The organism is Rhizobium sp. BK251 (assembly GCF_004345245.1).
In the GTDB taxonomy this organism is placed as follows: Bacteria; Pseudomonadota; Alphaproteobacteria; order Rhizobiales; family Rhizobiaceae; genus Rhizobium.
This window is the reverse complement of the sequence record NZ_SLUQ01000007.1, coordinates 66,585-83,971: the sequence shown is the minus strand read 5'-3', so window position 1 is coordinate 83,971 and position 17,387 is coordinate 66,585. Positions and strand designations below refer to the sequence as shown.

The 17,387-nt window shown below is 62.5% G+C and carries 15 protein-coding genes; 13 read left to right on the top strand and 2 right to left on the bottom strand.

Annotation, left to right across the window (positions count from 1 at the left end):
- Positions 1-39 precede the first annotated feature (39 nt).
- The 4 genes from radA to EV286_RS18370 all read left to right on the top strand — a co-directional run bounded on the left by radA (position 40) and on the right by EV286_RS18370 (position 4,615).
- Positions 40-1,443, top strand: a complete 1,404-nt coding sequence (gene radA, locus EV286_RS18385; protein WP_132958619.1) for a DNA repair protein RadA — start codon at positions 40-42, stop codon at positions 1,441-1,443.
- A 94-nt stretch (positions 1,444-1,537) separates the two neighbouring features.
- On the top strand, positions 1,538-2,158 hold the full coding sequence (locus EV286_RS18380) for a CvpA family protein (RefSeq protein WP_132958618.1): 621 nt from the start codon (positions 1,538-1,540) through the stop codon (positions 2,156-2,158).
- A gap of 146 nt (positions 2,159-2,304) precedes the next feature.
- Positions 2,305-3,795: an amidophosphoribosyltransferase gene (purF, locus tag EV286_RS18375; protein ID WP_132958617.1), complete on the top strand. Its 1,491-nt coding sequence runs from the start codon at positions 2,305-2,307 to the stop codon at positions 3,793-3,795.
- A 79-nt stretch (positions 3,796-3,874) separates the two neighbouring features.
- Positions 3,875-4,615: an SDR family NAD(P)-dependent oxidoreductase gene (locus tag EV286_RS18370; protein ID WP_132958616.1), complete on the top strand. Its 741-nt coding sequence runs from the start codon at positions 3,875-3,877 to the stop codon at positions 4,613-4,615.
- 10 nt (positions 4,616-4,625) lie between these two features.
- Here the strand turns inward: EV286_RS18370 and EV286_RS18365 are convergent, their stop codons facing one another.
- Positions 4,626-5,372, bottom strand: a complete 747-nt coding sequence (locus EV286_RS18365; RefSeq protein ID WP_132958615.1) for a GH25 family lysozyme — start codon at positions 5,370-5,372, stop codon at positions 4,626-4,628.
- Between the two features lie 342 nt (positions 5,373-5,714).
- Between EV286_RS18365 and cysS the strand changes: the two genes are divergently transcribed.
- The 7 genes from cysS to rarD all read left to right on the top strand — a co-directional run bounded on the left by cysS (position 5,715) and on the right by rarD (position 12,336).
- On the top strand, positions 5,715-7,106 hold the full coding sequence (gene cysS, locus EV286_RS18360; RefSeq protein ID WP_132958614.1) for a cysteine--tRNA ligase: 1,392 nt from the start codon (positions 5,715-5,717) through the stop codon (positions 7,104-7,106).
- Positions 7,107-7,278: 172 nt separating this feature from the next.
- Entirely contained in the window at positions 7,279-7,752 is a 474-nt protein-coding gene (locus EV286_RS18355; protein WP_132958613.1) for a GFA family protein, read from the top strand.
- A complete protein-coding gene (locus EV286_RS18350; protein ID WP_132958612.1) occupies positions 7,752-8,237 on the top strand; it encodes a GFA family protein in 486 nt (161 codons plus the stop codon). Before EV286_RS18355 ends, EV286_RS18350 begins: the two co-directional genes overlap by 1 nt.
- The gene (locus tag EV286_RS18345; protein ID WP_132958611.1) at positions 8,234-8,710 is read left to right on the top strand and encodes a GFA family protein; all 477 of its coding nucleotides are present in this window, start codon (positions 8,234-8,236) and stop codon (positions 8,708-8,710) included. Before EV286_RS18350 ends, EV286_RS18345 begins: the two co-directional genes overlap by 4 nt.
- Positions 8,707-9,666: a prolyl aminopeptidase gene (pip, locus tag EV286_RS18340; protein WP_132958610.1), complete on the top strand. Its 960-nt coding sequence runs from the start codon at positions 8,707-8,709 to the stop codon at positions 9,664-9,666. The genes EV286_RS18345 and pip overlap by 4 nt, the downstream gene beginning before the upstream one ends.
- 31 nt (positions 9,667-9,697) lie before the next feature.
- Positions 9,698-11,314, top strand: a complete 1,617-nt coding sequence (cimA, locus tag EV286_RS18335; protein WP_132958609.1) for a citramalate synthase — start codon at positions 9,698-9,700, stop codon at positions 11,312-11,314.
- A gap of 110 nt (positions 11,315-11,424) precedes the next feature.
- Positions 11,425-12,336, top strand: a complete 912-nt coding sequence (gene rarD, locus EV286_RS18330; RefSeq protein ID WP_132958608.1) for an EamA family transporter RarD — start codon at positions 11,425-11,427, stop codon at positions 12,334-12,336.
- A gap of 43 nt (positions 12,337-12,379) precedes the next feature.
- On the opposite strand, the gene EV286_RS18325 is transcribed toward rarD, so the two are convergent.
- Complete coding sequence (locus EV286_RS18325; protein WP_132958607.1) at positions 12,380-13,003, bottom strand: TIGR00730 family Rossman fold protein; 624 nt, start codon at positions 13,001-13,003, stop codon at positions 12,380-12,382.
- A 155-nt stretch (positions 13,004-13,158) separates the two neighbouring features.
- Here EV286_RS18325 and EV286_RS18320 point away from each other — a divergent pair, with 155 nt between their 5' ends.
- Positions 13,159-15,213 (top strand): Ig-like domain-containing protein, encoded by a 2,055-nt coding sequence (locus EV286_RS18320; protein ID WP_132959031.1) that lies wholly within the window; start codon positions 13,159-13,161, stop codon positions 15,211-15,213.
- A gap of 247 nt (positions 15,214-15,460) precedes the next feature.
- Positions 15,461-17,347 (top strand): ABC transporter ATP-binding protein/permease, encoded by a 1,887-nt coding sequence (locus EV286_RS18315; protein WP_132958606.1) that lies wholly within the window; start codon positions 15,461-15,463, stop codon positions 17,345-17,347.
- The last annotated feature ends 40 nt before the right edge of the window (positions 17,348-17,387 follow it).

Below are 17,387 nucleotides of genomic sequence, written 5' to 3'. Positions count from 1 at the left end.
GCGATCAGCGATGGCAGGCATATTCGAAAGCATGACCGGATGGCCAAAGCCAGGACCCAATTCATCTGCCAGAACTGCGGGGCGGTGCATAACCGCTGGGCCGGCAAGTGCGACGGCTGCGGCGCGTGGAATACGATCGTCGAGGAAGACCCGATGGGCGGCATCGGCGGCGGACCGTCGAAGACGCCGAGAAAGGGTCGTCCGGTCGCCCTGACGGCGCTTTCCGGCGAGATCGAGGAAGCCCCGCGCATCCACACCGGCATTTCGGAACTCGATCGGGCAACGGGCGGCGGTTTCGTGCGCGGCTCGGCCGTTCTCGTCGGCGGCGATCCCGGCATCGGAAAGTCGACGCTCCTCATGCAGGCGGCGGCAGAGCTTTCGCGGCGCGGACACAAGATCATCTACGTCTCGGGCGAAGAGGCGGTCGCCCAGGTGCGCCTCAGGGCCCAGCGCCTGAACGCAGCCGAAACGGACGTGATGCTCGCGGCAGAAACAAATGTCGAGGATATCCTCGCGACGCTCGCCGAGGGCAAACGGCCCGACCTTGTCATCATCGACTCCATCCAGACGCTCTGGAGCGAGCTTGCCGAATCCGCCCCAGGCACGGTGACGCAGGTGCGCACTGGAGTGCAGGCCATGATCCGCTTCGCCAAGCAGACGGGCGCGGCAATGGTCCTCGTCGGCCATGTCACCAAGGACGGCCAGATCGCCGGCCCGCGCGTCGTCGAGCACATGGTCGATGCCGTCCTCTATTTCGAGGGCGACCGCGGGCACCACTACCGCATCCTGCGCACGGTCAAGAACCGCTTCGGCCCGACCGACGAGATTGGCGTTTTCGAAATGTCGGACAAGGGCCTGCGCGAGGTTGCCAACCCATCCGAGCTCTTTCTCGGCGAACGCAATGCCAAGTCCCCCGGTGCAGCCGTCTTCGCCGGCATGGAGGGGACGCGACCCATCCTCGTGGAAGTGCAGGCGCTGGTCGCGCCGACCTCACTCGGCACGCCGCGGCGCGCGGTCGTCGGCTGGGACTCGGCCAGGCTCTCGATGATTCTCGCCGTTCTTGAGGCCCATTGCGGGGTCCGGCTCGGTCAGCACGACGTCTACCTCAACATTGCCGGCGGCTACCGCGTCAGCGAGCCGGCCGCGGATCTTGCCGTTGCATCGGCGCTCGTTTCCTCGCTTGCAGGTATTGCTCTTCCGGCCGATTGCGTCTATTTCGGCGAAGTCAGCCTATCGGGCGCTGTCCGGCCGGTTTCGCAAACTGCTCAACGGCTTAAAGAGGCCGAGAAGCTCGGTTTTTCCGCAGCGCTCCTTCCCGCTGCTTCTGCTGAGTTGCCGAAGGGCAATGGCGGTCGCTGGAACGAGATCGAAAGCCTTCCCGACCTTGTTGCGCGCATTGCCGGGTCGAAGGGCGCATTGCAGCGTGTGGAGGACGAGGTTTGACACCTTCATCACGCACGACGGTGATGCTATAGGAAGCGCCTGACGCAGCACGACGAAGCCATGGCGACATGGCAGGTCCTGGAGTTGAATTTATATGCCCATTACGATTTTCGACGGTATTGTCATCGGCGTCGTGCTTTTCTCCGCCGTTCTGGCAATGGTTCGGGGCTTCTCCCGCGAGGTTCTGTCGATAGCGAGCTGGGGTGGCTCCGCCGCCGCCGCCTATTACCTGTACCCCTACCTGGTGCCTTACGCGAAGCGCTATACCGATGACGACCGCATCGCCCTTATCGGCTCGGCGGCCGTCGTCTTCCTGATCGCGCTGATCGTCATCTCGTTCATCACGATGAAGATCGCGGACTTCATCATAGACAGCCGCATCGGCGCTCTCGACCGCACTTTGGGCTTTCTCTTCGGCGCGGCGCGCGGCATACTCCTGCTCGTGGTGGCCGTCGCCTTCTGGAACTGGCTCGTCGATGCCGATCATCGCCCGTCTTGGGTGAACAACGCAAAATCCAAGCCGTTCCTCGATTCTCTCGTGGTGAAGCTGCAGTCCGTATTGCCGGAGGAATTTGCCCAGATGGTCCGGGCAAGCATCTTCGACAAGGAACAGCAACCGGAAGGAACGGAAGGGGGCGCAAACGCGCCCGCAGGCGAGGCAACGCCATCGGAAGGAGTGCCGCCCGCCGGAGACGCGCAGGCGCCAGCGGATTGACACAGTGTTCAAGAGCTTGACCTGTCGAATGGCAATCGCCATTTGAGCGGGAAATGAACCCAAGTCCGGCCGGGCAACTGCTCCGCCGGACTTAAGCCATTTTTGGAATAGACGATCCAACCTCGTCAGAACAGAGGCCCGCAGCGATGAATGAATCCCATTCCTTTACGGTCGAGGACGATATCGATGGAGATACCCTGCACGAGGAGTGCGGCGTATTCGGCATTCTAGGCCATCCCGACGCGGCCACGCTGACGGCGCTCGGGCTGCACGCCCTGCAGCATCGCGGGCAAGAGGCGGCCGGCATCGTCACCTTCGACGGCAAGCAGTTCCATACCGAAAAGCACATGGGCCTGGTCGGAGACCACTATACGAACCCGGCGGTCCTGGCGAAGCTGCCCGGCTCTATCTCCATCGGCCATACGCGCTATTCCACGACGGGCGAAGTTGCCCTGCGCAACGTCCAGCCGCTCTTTGCCGAACTCGAAGTCGGCGGCATCGCGATTGCCCATAACGGCAACTTCACCAACGGCCTGACGCTGCGCCGCCAGATCATCGCGACCGGCGCCATCTGCCAGTCGACGTCGGACACGGAAGTCGTTCTCCACCTCATCGCTCGTTCGCGCCACACCTCAACCGCCGACCGCTTCATCGACGCCATCCGCCAGATGGAAGGTGGCTACGCGATGCTGGCCACCACTCGCACCAAGCTGATTGCCGCCCGCGACCCGATCGGCATTCGTCCGCTGGTCATGGGCGAGCTCGACGGCAAGCCGATCTTCTGTTCGGAGACCTGTGCGCTCGAAATCATCGGTGCGAAGTACATTCGTGACGTCGAGAACGGCGAAGTGATCATCTGCGAGATCCAGCCCGACGGCTCGATCACGATCGACGCCCGCAAGCCGGTCAATACGCAGCCCGAGCGGCTCTGCCTGTTCGAATATGTCTATTTCGCCCGCCCGGATTCGGTCGTCGGCGGTCGCAGCGTCTATGTCGCGCGCAAGAACATGGGCGTCAATCTCGCCAAGGAAGCGCCTGTCGACGCAGACGTCGTGGTGCCGGTGCCCGACGGCGGCACGCCGGCAGCGCTCGGATACGCACAGCAGAGTGGCATCCCCTTCGAATACGGCATCATCCGAAACCACTATGTCGGGCGGACATTCATCGAGCCGACCCAGCAGATCCGTGCGTTTGGCGTCAAGCTCAAGCACTCGGCCAACAGGGCGATGATCGAGGGCAAGCGCGTCGTGCTCGTCGACGATTCCATCGTGCGCGGCACCACTTCGCTCAAGATCGTGCAGATGATCCGCGATGCGGGCGCCAAGGAAGTGCACATCCGCGTGGCAAGCCCGATGATCTTCTATCCTGATTTCTACGGCATCGACACGCCTGATGCGGACAAGCTGCTCGCCAACCAGTACGCCGACACGGAAGCGATGGCGAAGTACATCGGCGCGGATTCGCTGGAGTTCCTCAGCATCAACGGCCTCTACCGAGCCGTCGGCGGCGAGGACCGCAATCCGGCCCGCCCGCAATTCACCGATCACTATTTTACCGGCGACTATCCGACCCGGCTGCTCGACAAGAACGGCGAGTCGATGGGCAACAAGATTTCCATGCTCGCCAGCAACGGCTGAACCGCATCGGCTTTGACATTCGCTTCCGAGGCGCCTATTGCGCCCCTCGATTTCATTGAGAATTCGGAGCCGAGGCAGAATGAACGTCAATCTGAAGGACAGGATCGCGCTGGTAACCGGTGCGTCGCGCGGCATCGGCTATTTCACGGCGCTGGAACTTGCCAAGGCCGGCGCTCATGTCATCGCTTGCGCCCGGACGGTCGGCGGTCTCGAGGAACTCGACGACGCGATCAAGGCCGTCGGCGGCAGCGCGACGCTCGTGCCCTTCGACCTTACCGACATGGGTGCGATCGACCGGCTCGGCGGCTCCATCTTCGAGCGTTGGGGCAAGCTCGACATCCTGGTCGCGAATGCCGGCATCCTTGGCGTGATCTCGCCGATCGGCCATGTCGAAGCCAAGGTCTTCGAGCGCGTCATGAACATCAACGTCAACGCCACATGGCGCCTGATCCGGTCGGTGGAGCCGCTGCTGCTGCGCTCGGACGCCGGACGCGCGCTCATTCTCTCCTCCGGCGTCGCCCACAGCTGTCGCCCGTTCTGGGGTCCGTATGCCGCCTCGAAAGCCGCGGTCGAAGTGCTCGCCCGTACATGGGCGGCGGAAACGCAGCGGACGCCACTTCGCATTCTCAGCGTCAACCCGGGCGCCACCCGCACGGCAATGCGCGCGCAGGCAGTGCCAGGCGAGGATCCAACGGCCCTGCCGCATCCTTCCGAGGTCGCCAAGTCGCTCGTCCCGCTCGTTTCCAGCGAGATGACCGAGACCGGAAAGCTTTATCTCGTGCGCAAGCAGAAGATGGTCGACTACAGGATGCCCGAATAGGCGCTTCCGATCAGCTTCCGACCAGCGTCGGGAAGAGATGGGAGAAGTCCGTTTCCGACGGACAGAACGCGTTGAGATCGACCGGCCCGTCTATGCCATCCAGCGTGCCGTTGTCGGCGAACTGCCATATGGACCAGTCGTGGCAATCGCCCGGTCGCGGCTCCTGCGCGATACTGCGCAGCCAGATGTAGTGATCCGGGAAACGGGCTTCGTTGCCCTTCAGATACTGATCGAAAAATTGCTGGTCCAGATAGAAGATCGGCTTGCCGGAATAGATGCCGTTCAGTTCGGCAAAGAACGCATTTATCTCCGCGCTCAATTCATCGAGCGTCGGGACCTTGCCGCAGTTTCCGGTAAATTCGAGGTCGATCGCGATCGGCAGCGCGTCCTGTTCGACCGGTACCGTCGAGATCACGTTCCACGCCTGCTCGCGACCCGGACGGCAGAAGGTGAAGAAGTGATAGGCGCCCCGCACGATGCCGGCGTCCCTTGCAGCCTTCCAATTCTCGGCAAAACGCGTGTCTCGGTGATCACCACCCTCCGTCGCCTTCATGATCGCGAAGCGGACGTTCGGCTGCGCAGCCAGGGCTCGCCAGTCTATGGCGCCCTGATGGTGACTGACATCGATTCCCTGAATGGGGTAGTCGGCAAGCGTGGGAGAAGTGAAAGGTGCCATCGCTCGATCGTATGCCAGATACAGGGCGACCGCGACGGCCAGAACCACGATTCCAAGGATGGTTCGATAGGTATTCAGCACGCGGTGTCCTTCGATCTGCCTTGGCGCGTTGTAGCAGAATTTCCCGGTGTCGCGGTGGATCGGGCTGCGGCGGGCCTATACTTTCGCTTCGGGCATTTCGCCGGTCCAAGCGATTTACGGGGGCGACTGTCCCCGCCCCCGCTGGAGCGCTTCTCAGCCCTTGACCAAAGCCCGCGGGCGGGCCATAAAGCGTGCCATGAGAACGGTTATCTGCATTATTTGCTGCAAGATTATTCGCTAGCGTTCGCGCTGGTCTGGCCGTTTTCGTCTCCCAAATAACCAAGATGACAAACGTCCCGGCCCGCCGGCGATGGTCTTTGGCTGATGCATCGGGAGATGAGAATGGGCACCGTGCCGCACTTGAGGTTCTACAACACGCTGACACGCAAGGAGGTCGACTTCGAGCCGATCGATGCGAAGAACGTGCGCATGTATGTCTGCGGCCCGACGGTCTACGATTTCGCCCATATCGGCAATGCCCGCCCGGTCATCGTCTTCGACGTGCTCTTCCGGCTCCTGCGGCATGTCTACGGTGCGCAGCACGTCATCTATGTGCGTAACATCACCGACCTGGACGACAAGATCAACGCGCGCGCTCTGCGCGACCATCCCGGCCTGCCGTTGAACGAGGCCATCCGCGCCGTCACGGGCACGACCGAGAAGCAGTTCCACGAGGACGCGAAGGCGCTCGGCTGCCTTAAGCCGACCGTCGAGCCACGCGCCACAGACAGCATTGCGCAGATGATCGAGCTCATCGAGAAGCTGCTGGCGAACGGCCATGCCTATCAGGCCGGCGGCGAGGTGCTCTTCGACACCAAATCCATGGCGGACTACGGCCAGCTTTCGAAGCGCAATCTCGAAGAGCAGCAGGCGGGCGCCCGCGTCGCCGTCGATGCGCACAAGAAGAACCCGGGCGACTTCGTGCTGTGGAAACTCTCGGACGAGAACGAACCCGGCTGGGAGAGCCCTTGGGGCCGCGGCCGTCCCGGCTGGCATATCGAATGCTCGGCGATGAGCGAGCGCTATCTCGGCGAGACCTTCGACATCCATGGCGGTGGGCTCGACCTGATTTTCCCGCACCATGAGAACGAGATCGCACAATCGCGTTGCGCCCACGGCACGAAGGCGATGGCGAATGTCTGGATGCACAACGGCTTCCTGCAGGTCGAGGGCCGCAAGATGTCGAAGTCGGAAGGCAACTTCGTCACCATCTACGAGCTGCTGGAGACGGAGAAGTTCGGCGGCCGCAAATGGCCGGGCGAAGTGCTGCGCCTTGCGATGCTGATGACGCACTATCGCGAGCCGATCGACTTCTCGGTGAAGCGACTGGAGGAAGCCGAGAGGCTGCTTGCGAAGTGGCCAGCGGCGGAACCGGGCAATTCGGCACCGGATGCCTCCGTGCTCGAGGCCCTTGCGAACGACCTCAACACGGTTGCCGCGGTACAGGCTTTGCATTCGCTGGCGCAGGCGGCCAACAGCGACAGGTCGGTCCTGCCGGTCTTTGCGGCAAGCGCCCAACTGCTCGGGGTCCTGCCGCAGAAGACCGAGGTCGACGCAGCCGTCGCATCGGAAATCGATGCGCGTGTCCGGGCGCGCCTCGAACTGTTGAAGGCGAGGAATTTCGCCGAAGCCGACGCAATCCGCGATACCCTGCTTGCCGAGGGCATCCAGCTGAAGGACGGCAAGGATGCCGCAACCGGCGAACGGGTGACGACCTGGGAGGTAAAGCGGTGAACTTCGCGGCGCGGACCGCCCCGTTCCGTCGCGTCGTGAGATCTTTCTCCATAAAGGGAAGATTGCTCACGCGTGACGCACGGGCGGTTTCGCGCTCCTGGGACTATGACATCCTGACGGATTTTGACGACGAGTGCGCCCATATTCCGCGCGTCATCGGAAGGGATCGATCATGACCAACACATATGCCGGCGGCTGCCAATGCGGCGCCATACGCTTTCGGGTTCGCGGCGAGCCCAGAGACTCGTCAATCTGTCATTGCCGTATGTGCCAGAAGGCCTTCGGTGCTTACTACGCGCCGTTCGTTTCCGTGCGCGGAACGGATTTCGAATGGACGCGCGGGCAGCGGAAGATATTCCGCTCCTCCAATTTCGTCGAACGCGGCTTCTGTGCGGATTGCGGCACGCCCCTGACCTATGAGGCACCTGATGGCATCGCCATCGCGGCCGGCACATTCGACGATCCCTCTGCATTTCCTCCGGTCGTCCAATACGGCATCGAGGCGAAGATCGACTTCGTCGACCATCTGCATGAATTGCCCGGCCACAGCACCGATGAAGACGCGGAAGCGGCGCCCTTCGTGCTCGAGATCGAGTCCTACCAGCATCCCGACCACGACACCGAAACCTGGCCAGAGGTGCGGTGATGACGGCGCTCCTTACACACAGCGGCGGTTGTCAGTGCGGCGCGGTTCGTTACCGGGCAAAAGGCGAGCTCGCCTATCCGCATATCTGTTATTGCCGTATGTGCCAGAAGGCTTCCGGCAATTATTTCATGCCTTTTGCCGGTGTCGCGCGGCAGGACTTCGAGATTACGCGGGGAGAGCCAAGCTGGTTCCAGTCCTCAGACATGGTGCGGCGGGGCTTTTGCAGCGCCTGCGGCACGCCGCTTTTCTACAATATTCCCGAGGCAGACTTTATAAATGTCACGCTCGGCTCGCTGGATAACCCGTCAGTGCTGCTTCCCGTCGCGCAGTCCAATCTCGACAGCAAGATGCCCTGGTTTCATCTGCTCGACGGCCTCGACCACGAACCGGCGGCGTCGACTGTGGAAAGGGCGAGGACCATCCAGCAATCCAATCACCAGCATCCCGACCGCGATACCGAAACATGGCCCGAGGAAAAATCATGAATGAAAAAATCCGAACCGGTGGCTGCCAGTGCGGCGCCGTTCGTTTCCGCATCCGAGGCGAGCTTGGCCGGCCCTCGATCTGCCATTGCCGCATGTGCCAGAAGCAATTCGGCAACTTCTTTTCCGCGCTCGTCACGGCACCGGAGGACGGTATCGAATGGACGCGCGGCGAGCCCAACTATTTCCAGTCGTCCGTGAACATCGCTCGCGGCTTCTGCCGGAACTGCGGCACGCCGCTCACCTATCGCCATCCCGGTGGGCTGGAGATCGCCATCGGCGCCTTCGACGAGCGCGACGACCTCGCACCGCGCATCCAGGTGAACTACGGGTCGCGCCTTTCCTGGGTCGAGACTATCTTCGACCAGCCGACGCTCGAGGATCCCGATTTCTACGTCCGCCAGGAAAGCATCATCTCTTTCCAGCACCCCGACCACGACACCGAAATGTGGCCCTCCGAAGGTTTGAAGATATGACCGAAGTGCTCCGTACCCTCTATCCCGAGATCGAACCCTATGCCTCCGGCCACCTCGATGTCGGCGACGGCCACGTCCTCTATTGGGAACGGGCCGGGACGCCCGGCGCGAAACCGGCAGTCTTCCTGCATGGCGGCCCGGGCGGGGGCATTTCGCCCGCCCATCGCGGCGCGTTCGACCCCAACCTCTACGACGTCATGCTGTTCGACCAGCGCGGCTGCGGCAAGTCCACCCCGCATGCGGACCTGAACGCCAATACGACCTGGCACCTCGTCGCCGACATCGAGCGGCTGCGGGAGATGGCTGGCGTCGAAAAATGGCTTGTCTTCGGCGGCTCCTGGGGCTCGACACTCGCGCTCGCCTATGCCGAGACCCACCCTGAACGGGTTTCCGAACTCGTCGTTCGCGGCATCTACACGCTGACCCGAGCCGAACTCGACTGGTACTATCAGTTCGGCGTCTCCGAAATGCACCCGGAAAAGTGGGAACGCTTTGTTGCCCCAATTCCCCCGGAGGAACGCCATGAGATGATGACCGCCTATAACCGTCGTCTCACCGGTCCGGACAGGGCCGTTGCGCTCGAGGCGGCACAGGCATGGAGCATCTGGGAAGGCGAGACGATCACGCTGATGCCGGAGCCTTCGACCAGCGGCAAGTTCGAGGAGGCCGAATTCGCCTACGCGTTTGCCCGCATCGAGAACCACTTCTTCGTGAACGCCGGCTGGATGGATGAAGGTCAGCTGCTGCGCGACGCCTACAAGCTGAAGGACATCCCGGGCGTCATCGTTCACGGCCGCTACGACATGCCCTGCCCGGCAAAATATGCATGGGCGCTGCACAAGGCGTGGCCGAAGGCGGAGTTTCACCTGATCGAGGGTGCGGGTCACGCCTTCTCCGAACCTGGCATCCTCGACAAGCTGATCCGCGCGACGGACAAGTTCGCCGGTAAACAATAAGGGTCTGCGGGCCGCGACGGGACGAAACACCATGACACGCGAAAAAATCTATCTCTTCGATACGACGCTTCGAGACGGGCAGCAGACGCCCGGCATCGACTTTTCCGTCGAGGACAAGATTGCTATCGCGAGCCTGCTGGACGAATTCGGCATCGACTACGTCGAGGGCGGGTATCCGGGTGCCAACCCGACGGATACCGCCTTCTTTTCGCAGAAGCGCACGCGACACTCGTCCTTCGTCGCCTTCGGCATGACGAAGCGCGCCGGGGTTTCCGCCTCCAACGACCCCGGGCTCGCCAGCCTCATCCAGGCAACGAGCGACGCCATCTGTTTCGTCGCCAAGAGCTGGGACTACCACGTCGAGGTCGCACTCGGCTGTACCAACGAGGAAAACCTCGAAAGCATCTCTGAAAGCGTCAAGGCCGCCGTTGCGGCCGGCAAGGAGGCGATGGTCGATTGCGAGCACTTCTTCGACGGCTACAAGGCGAACCCCGCCTATGCGGTCGCCTGCGCCCGCACGGCCTATGAGGCAGGTGCGCGATGGATCGTGCTCTGTGACACCAATGGCGGCACGCAGCCGCCGGAAATCCGCGCCATCGTGGAAGCGGTCATTGCAGATGGCGTTCCCGGAGATCACCTCGGCATCCATGCGCACAACGATACCGGTCAGGCGGTCGCCAACTCGCTCGCCGCCGTCGAGGCGGGCGTGCGCCAGATCCAGGGTACGCTGAACGGCATCGGCGAGCGCTGTGGCAACGCCAATCTCGTGACGCTCATCCCGACGCTGGCACTCAAGGACGCCTATCGCACGCGCTTCGAGACATCGATCGACGAGGAACGGCTGACCGGGCTCACGCGGCTTTCGCATGCCTTCGACGAATTGCTCAACCGCTCGCCGGATCACCAGGCGCCCTATGTCGGCGCATCGGCCTTTGCCACCAAGGCCGGCATCCATGCTTCCGCACTCCTCAAGGACCCGCGCACCTATGAGCATGTGCCGCCGGAAAGCGTCGGCAACCTCCGCAAGGTCATGGTATCGGACCAGGGCGGCAAGGCGAACTTCATCAACGCGCTGAAGCGGCGCGGCATCGAGGTCGGCAAGGACGATCCCAGGCTCGATCGGCTGATCTCCATCGTCAAGGAACGTGAGGCCTCGGGCTATGCCTATGAAGGAGCCGATGCGAGCTTCGAGCTCCTGGCGCGACGCACGCTCGGGACGATCCCGGAATTCTTCACCATCGAGGGATTCCGCGTCATGGTCGAACGTCGCTTCGATTCCCACGGGCGGGTGAAGATCGTCTCCGAAGCCGTCGTGAAGCTCGGGGTCGACGGGCAGACGCTGATGTCGGTTGCGGAAGGGGACGGCCCTGTCAACGCGCTCGACCTGGCACTGCGGAAGGACTTCGGCAAGTACCAGCACGAGATCGACGACCTCGTGCTCGCCGACTTCAAGGTGCGAATCCTGAACGGCGGTACCGAAGCCGTCACGCGCGTCCTCATCGAGTCCACAGACAGCAGCGGCGTGCGCTGGTGGACCGTCGGCGTGTCGGAAAACATCATCGACGCATCGTTCCAGGCGCTGATGGATTCGGTGATCTACAAGCTGATGAAAAACCGGCAGCTCGCCGGCAAGATCGCGGCGGAATAGGCGGCTACGAGGATCAATCGGGCTGAGCCGAGGTTCACCGAAATGAATTGGCCTATTCACGGCGCTTAAGCTAAGCGGGATCACAACGAGAACAAATATGGAAACATCCGATGTCCGCCGATACCGCTGCGCTGGCAAGCAAGAACGAAGATAGTCCACGCGGGTTCGCCTTCGCGCTGACGGCCTATCTGCTCTGGGGCTTCCTTCCGATCTACATGAAGGCGCTCGCGCACATTCCGCCCGCAGAAGTAATCGCCCACCGTATTATCTGGTCGCTGCCTCTGGCGGGCATCATCCTGCTCATTCTCGGCCGGACGGCGGATGTAAAGGCGGCGCTCCGTTCTCCCCGGACGCTGGCCATGGCGAGCCTCACGGCGGCGCTGATCACCGTCAACTGGGGTACCTATGTCTGGGCTATCGCGGCTGGTCATGCGCTGGATGCGGCGCTCGGTTATTTCATCAACCCGCTCTTCAGCATCCTCCTCGGTGCCATTCTGCTGAAGGAGAGGCTCGAGCCGCTGCAGATCGCCGCGATTGCCCTTGCAGCGATAGCCGTGGCCGTTCTGGCCTTCGACAGTGGCGGCGTTCCCTGGGTGGCGATCATCCTGACGGTCACCTGGGGCTTCTACGCCTTCTTCCGCAAGACGCTGCCCGTCGGTCCCAACCAGGGTTTCTTCCTGGAGGTGCTCCTGCTCAGCGTGCCGGCGCTCCTTTACGTTCTTTACCTGGAGTTCGCGGGCGTCGGCCATTTCGGCCATACGGGTCTCTCTGATACCGCACTCCTGTTCGGCTGCGGCGCAATCACAGCGGTGCCGCTGATGATCTATGCGAACGGCGCCAAGCTGCTGCGCCTCTCGACGATCGGGATCATGCAGTACATCGCCCCGACCATCATCTTCCTCATCGCGGTCTTCGTTTTCAAGGAGCCCGTGAGCACGGCGCGCATGATCGCCTTTCCGCTCATCTGGTCGGCGCTGCTGCTTTATAGCTGGTCAATGCTGAAGCAAAGCCGGCGGGCATAGAGCCCAAAGGCTTCCGCGTGGAGACGTCACGTCGTAATAGCGCTCACAGCTTCGATATGACGGCGTCTTCGCCGCCGCGATCGCCGGTCAGTTCGGCTGCCCTTGCGAGGATGGCCGGGATGATGCCCTCGACCTCCTCGACGACGAGCGGCTGGACGCGGTGGGCAGTGTGGATGAAGCCCTGCTCGGTCATGTGACGGAGCAGCTCCAGCATGGGATTCCAGAAGCCACCGATATTGGCGAAGAGCATCGGCTTTTCGTGACGCCCAAGTTGCGCCCACGTCATGACCTCGACGATCTCCTCCAGCGTTCCTATGCCGCCCGGCAGCGCGACAAAGGCGTCGGCACGCTCGAACATGGTGTGTTTGCGTGCATGCATGTCAGGGGTTATGATGAGTTCGTCCAACTGACCGAGGGAATGGCGCGTCGCTTCCATGTCGACGAGAAACTCAGGGATGATTCCGGTTACCTGACCACCGTTGGAAAGAACGCCGCTGGCCACCGCCCCCATGATGCCCTTAGTGCCGCCGCCATAGACAAGACGCAAGCCGTTCTCGGCAATTGCCTTGCCCAGGGCGCGAGCGGCAGCCATGTGGATCGGATCGCGTCCCGGGCGGGAACCACAATAAACACAGATGGATCGAATCGGCACAAATTGCTCGGTCATGGGTGCAAACAACTATTCTGCAAGTGCTCAGTCAAGGAAATTGAAGGAAAACCTGTTCGTCAAGGCCTGACTATAACCGAGAATGCTTGTGGAAAGCCTCGGGAATCGTTAGCAATTTTTGGAGTTGCGGCCAATTTGCCGCTTGGAGACGAATGATGATGAAAAACCGCGCGGGCCTGCTGGCCCTGCTGGTACTCGCAGCCGCAACCATCCTTATGGTCTTTTTCGTCCTGCCGCGTATCGGCCAGGAAGCAAAACCCGTAGGCGATGCCATCAACCAGGCTGGCGCGGAACTCAAGGACACCGTGGCCGAGGGTGCCAAGACAGCGCGCAACGCCGCCGAGGACGCAACAGCCACAGCCGAAAAGGTCGGACGACTTTCTTCGGACGCTGGCACAGCGCTAACGGAACTTAAGGCGCTTTTTGCCGACGGCAAGGGCCCCACGGCAGATGTTTTCGCAGGTGCCAAGGCAAAGGCAGAAGCCTCGCTCAAATCGATTGCCGATCTTGCAGCTCCAGAGGGAGCGGACGAGGCAACCAACGCCCTGGTCACCACGGCGCGCGACAGGGCCTCGAAGGCACTTGCGATCATTCATTCTCTCCCGGAAAACATCGTCGACGCACTGGCTGCGATCGCCAAGGCCGAGGCCTCCCTGACAGGGGCGCCGGAACCGCAGGTCGACGGACAGGCGCAGAACACGCCGCAGCAAAACGGCAGCACGATCCCCTCTTTCGACGTCCTTCGCGTCGAGCCCGACGGATCGACCGTCATTGCTGGATCGGCGGAAGCGGGCGCGAAGCTCGAGGTCCTCGACGGCCAGAACGTGATCACGACGACCAACGTCGGAGCGACCGGCGATTTCGCGGCCGTGCTCGACACCCCCCTGCCCGCCGGCGACCACCAGCTGGTCCTCAAGGCGACAGGCAAGGACGGCAAGAGCACGGTTTCGGAGGAAGTCGCCACCATCTCCGTTCCCAAGGACGGCAGCGGCACTGAACTTCTCGCCATGGTCTCCAAGCCCGGCGAAGCGAGCCGCATCATCACCGCGCCGCAGGCGAAACCGGCATCGGATGGATCCCAGGTCGCATCTGCAAACGCGCCCGTCGCGGGTTCCGCAGATACCGCTATAGCCGGCTCCACGACGGCGCCGCAGCCATCCGCACCCGCTGTCGAGACGTCGAGCGCTTCACCGGCGAACTCCACGACTTCCCAGCCTGAGGCTCCCGCTTCCGGCATCGCTCCGGCCGCAGCAGCACCCGATATCATGGTCAATGCCGTCGAGATCGAGCGCAACAAGATCTTCGTTGCCGGCGCGACCAAGCCGAACGCAAAGGTTCGCGCCTATGCCGACGACCAGCTTATCGGTGAAGCCAAGGCCGGCTCCGACGGCCACTTCGTCGTCGACGGCGTCATGGCGCTTGCCGTCGGGGATCACAAGATCCGCGTCGACGTGATCGACGACAGCGGCAAGACGCTGATGCGCGCCTCGGTCAACTTCAATCGCCCGGCGGGCGACCAGGTGACGGTTGCCGCGCAGTCGCCAGGCGTTGCGAAGGGCAATGACGGGACGATGGTTTCGCTCGACCAGGGCCAGCTCGACAAGCTGCGCGATGACGCCTCAAAAGCGTTCGGAATTCTGCAGGGTCTCTTCGCGAACGGCAATGTGCCGGGCGTGGAAGAGCTGGCAGCGGCCCGCTCCGCCACGGAATTCGCGCTGAAGGCGCTTTCGGAGTTCAGGCCTGCCGTGGACGCCGGCGAAGAGCTGAAGCAGGCCTCGACGGCGGCAAGCACGAACGCCGCTGCGGCCCTGACAGCGCTGCAGGCGCTCCCCAAGGACGCCAAGGGCCTGAACGCCGCGCTCGGCAAGCTCAACGATATGATCGGCTCGATCGGCGTCTCGGCAGCTGCGCCGACACCGACGGATGACGAGGTCGCCAGCGCAGGCGATGTCGAGCCGAAGACGATCGAACAGGCACCGCTGACGGCGACCAATTCCACGGTGATCATTCGCCGTGGCGACACGCTTTGGCAGATATCGCGCCGTATCTATGGGCAGGGCGTGCGCTACACCACGATCTATATGGCCAACGAGGACAAGATCTTGAACCCAGACCGGATCCTGCCGGGCCAGACCTTCGGCGTGCCGAAGGATGCGCTGCCGAACGCCGAGGAGCTGCACCGAAAGCGACTTTCGGGCAAGCACCTCTAGGTTCAGGCTCAAAACACCACAGCGGCCGGGCGAGACCATCGCCCGGCCTTTTCATTCGGCCCGAACGAAACTGTTGTATTCATTTCGTCGGCATCCTATCTGGCTGGTGCAATAACCGCGCTGGACCGCAACACGCTTCCCAATCGAAGAAACGCTTTGCCGCCCCGCCTGCCTGTTTCCGACGCGCTCTCGCGGCAGACGGCCGCGGAGGCGCGATTTGACGTGATGGGCACTTCTGGAGAAGAGCATGACACAGCCGACGAAGACAGTATCCGCGGAGTCCGGCAGGCTCGTTCAGACGCTGCTCAATCTCTGGCCCTACATGTGGCCAACCGGACGGGCGGACCTGAAGATGCGCGTCGTCTGGGCCACGTTCTACCTGTTCATCTCGAAGTTCGTGCTCCTGCTCGTCCCCTATTTCTTCAAGTGGTCGACGGATGCGCTGAACGGCAAGGTCGACATGGCAGGCGTGCTTCCGACATTCCTTCTCGGCGCCACCGCGCTCGTGATCGCCTACAATGTGACGCGCCTCCTCCAGCTCGGTCTCAACCAGCTGCGTGACGCCCTCTTTGCGAGCGTTGGCCAATATGCCGTGCGCCAGCTCGCCTTCCGCACCTTCGTGCACATGCACCGGCTTTCGCTGCGCTTTCACCTTGAACGCAAGACAGGCGGGCTTTCGCGCATCATCGAGCGGGGCACCAAGGGCATAGAGACGATCGTCCGCTTCACCATCCTCAACACGCTTCCGACGTTGCTCGAATTCCTGCTCACCGCCATCATCTTCTGGCGCGGCTACGGCTTTTCTTATCTTGCCGTCACCGCCTTCACGGTCTGGGCCTATATCTGGTTCACGATCCGGGCGAGCGACTGGCGCATCAGCATCCGCCGGTCCATGAACGACAGCGACACCGACGCGAACACGAAGGCGATCGACTCCCTCCTCAACTTCGAGACAGTCAAGTATTTCGGCAACGAGGAGATGGAGGCCCGGCGCTTCGACCAGTCCATGGAGCGCTACGAGAAGGCGGCAACCGATGTGTGGACCTCGCTCGGCTGGCTGAACTTCGGCCAGGGCCTGATCTTCGGGCTTGGCACCACCGCCATGCTCATCCTGTCGGCGCTTGCCGTGCAGCGCGGCGAGCAGACGGTCGGCGACTTCGTCTTCGTCAATTCGCTGCTGCTGCAGCTTTCCGTGCCGCTCAACTTCATCGGCTTCGTCTACCGTGAAATCCGCCAGGGGCTTACCGACATCGAACAGATGTTCGACCTCCTGGAAGTCGATGAAGAAGTGAAGGACGCGCCCGGCGCGACGGACCTCGTCGTGAGCCACGGCGCCATCTCCTTCAAGGACGTGCATTTTGCCTATGATGCCGCGCGGCCGATCCTCAAGGGCATTTCCTTCGAGGTGCCGGAGGGCAAGACCGTGGCCGTGGTCGGGCCTTCGGGTGCGGGAAAGTCGACGCTCTCCCGGCTTCTCTATCGCTTCTATGACATCCAGAGCGGCGAGATCACCATCGACGGGCAGGACATACGTCAGGTCACCCAGAAGAGCCTGAGATCGGCAATCGGCATGGTGCCGCAGGATACGGTGCTCTTCAACGACACGATCGCCTACAACATCCGCTACGGCCGCCCGTCGGCGAGCGAGACGGAGATTGCGGCGGCCGCCGAAGTAGCACAAATCGGCGGCTTCATCCGCCATCTCCCGGAAGGCTACGACACCAAGGTGGGCGAACGCGGGCTGAAGCTTTCGGGCGGCGAGAAGCAGCGCGTTGCGATCGCCCGCACCATCCTCAAGGCGCCTCCAATCCTGATCCTCGACGAGGCGACATCCGCACTCGACACGACGACGGAGCATGAGATCCAGACTGCGCTCGACGTTGTGTCGAAGAACCGCACCACGCTGGTGATCGCCCATCGCCTTTCAACCGTGATCGGCGCCGACGAGATAATCGTGCTGAAAAGCGGCGAGATCGCCGAGCGCGGGACACACACCGCGCTGTTGGCGAAGAACGGCCTCTATGCCTCGATGTGGAACCGCCAGCGCGAAGCCACGCAGGCCGAAGAGCACCTGAAGCAGGTTCGCGAAAGCGACGACATGGGCGTCGTCACGCGGCTGGAGCCGGCACGCTAAGCCGGCCGACAGCCTGACCAGCACCTCCCTGGCGGCGACA

Excerpts from the sequence above, each read along its gene's own strand:
- radA (WP_132958619.1), top strand. The coding sequence starts at position 40 with ATGGCCAAAGCCAGGACCCAATTCATCTGCCAGAACTGCGGGGCGGTG.
- EV286_RS18380 (WP_132958618.1), top strand. The coding sequence starts at position 1,538 with ATGCCCATTACGATTTTCGACGGTATTGTCATCGGCGTCGTGCTTTTC.
- purF (WP_132958617.1), top strand. The coding sequence starts at position 2,305 with ATGAATGAATCCCATTCCTTTACGGTCGAGGACGATATCGATGGAGAT.
- EV286_RS18370 (WP_132958616.1), top strand. The coding sequence starts at position 3,875 with ATGAACGTCAATCTGAAGGACAGGATCGCGCTGGTAACCGGTGCGTCG.
- cysS (WP_132958614.1), top strand. The coding sequence starts at position 5,715 with ATGGGCACCGTGCCGCACTTGAGGTTCTACAACACGCTGACACGCAAG.
- EV286_RS18355 (WP_132958613.1), top strand. The coding sequence starts at position 7,279 with ATGACCAACACATATGCCGGCGGCTGCCAATGCGGCGCCATACGCTTT.
- EV286_RS18350 (WP_132958612.1), top strand. The coding sequence starts at position 7,752 with ATGACGGCGCTCCTTACACACAGCGGCGGTTGTCAGTGCGGCGCGGTT.
- EV286_RS18345 (WP_132958611.1), top strand. The coding sequence starts at position 8,234 with ATGAATGAAAAAATCCGAACCGGTGGCTGCCAGTGCGGCGCCGTTCGT.
- pip (WP_132958610.1), top strand. The coding sequence starts at position 8,707 with ATGACCGAAGTGCTCCGTACCCTCTATCCCGAGATCGAACCCTATGCC.
- cimA (WP_132958609.1), top strand. The coding sequence starts at position 9,698 with ATGACACGCGAAAAAATCTATCTCTTCGATACGACGCTTCGAGACGGG.
- rarD (WP_132958608.1), top strand. The coding sequence starts at position 11,425 with ATGTCCGCCGATACCGCTGCGCTGGCAAGCAAGAACGAAGATAGTCCA.
- EV286_RS18325 (WP_132958607.1), bottom strand. The coding sequence starts at position 13,003 with ATGACCGAGCAATTTGTGCCGATTCGATCCATCTGTGTTTATTGTGGT.
- EV286_RS18320 (WP_132959031.1), top strand. The coding sequence starts at position 13,159 with ATGATGAAAAACCGCGCGGGCCTGCTGGCCCTGCTGGTACTCGCAGCC.
- EV286_RS18315 (WP_132958606.1), top strand. The coding sequence starts at position 15,461 with ATGACACAGCCGACGAAGACAGTATCCGCGGAGTCCGGCAGGCTCGTT.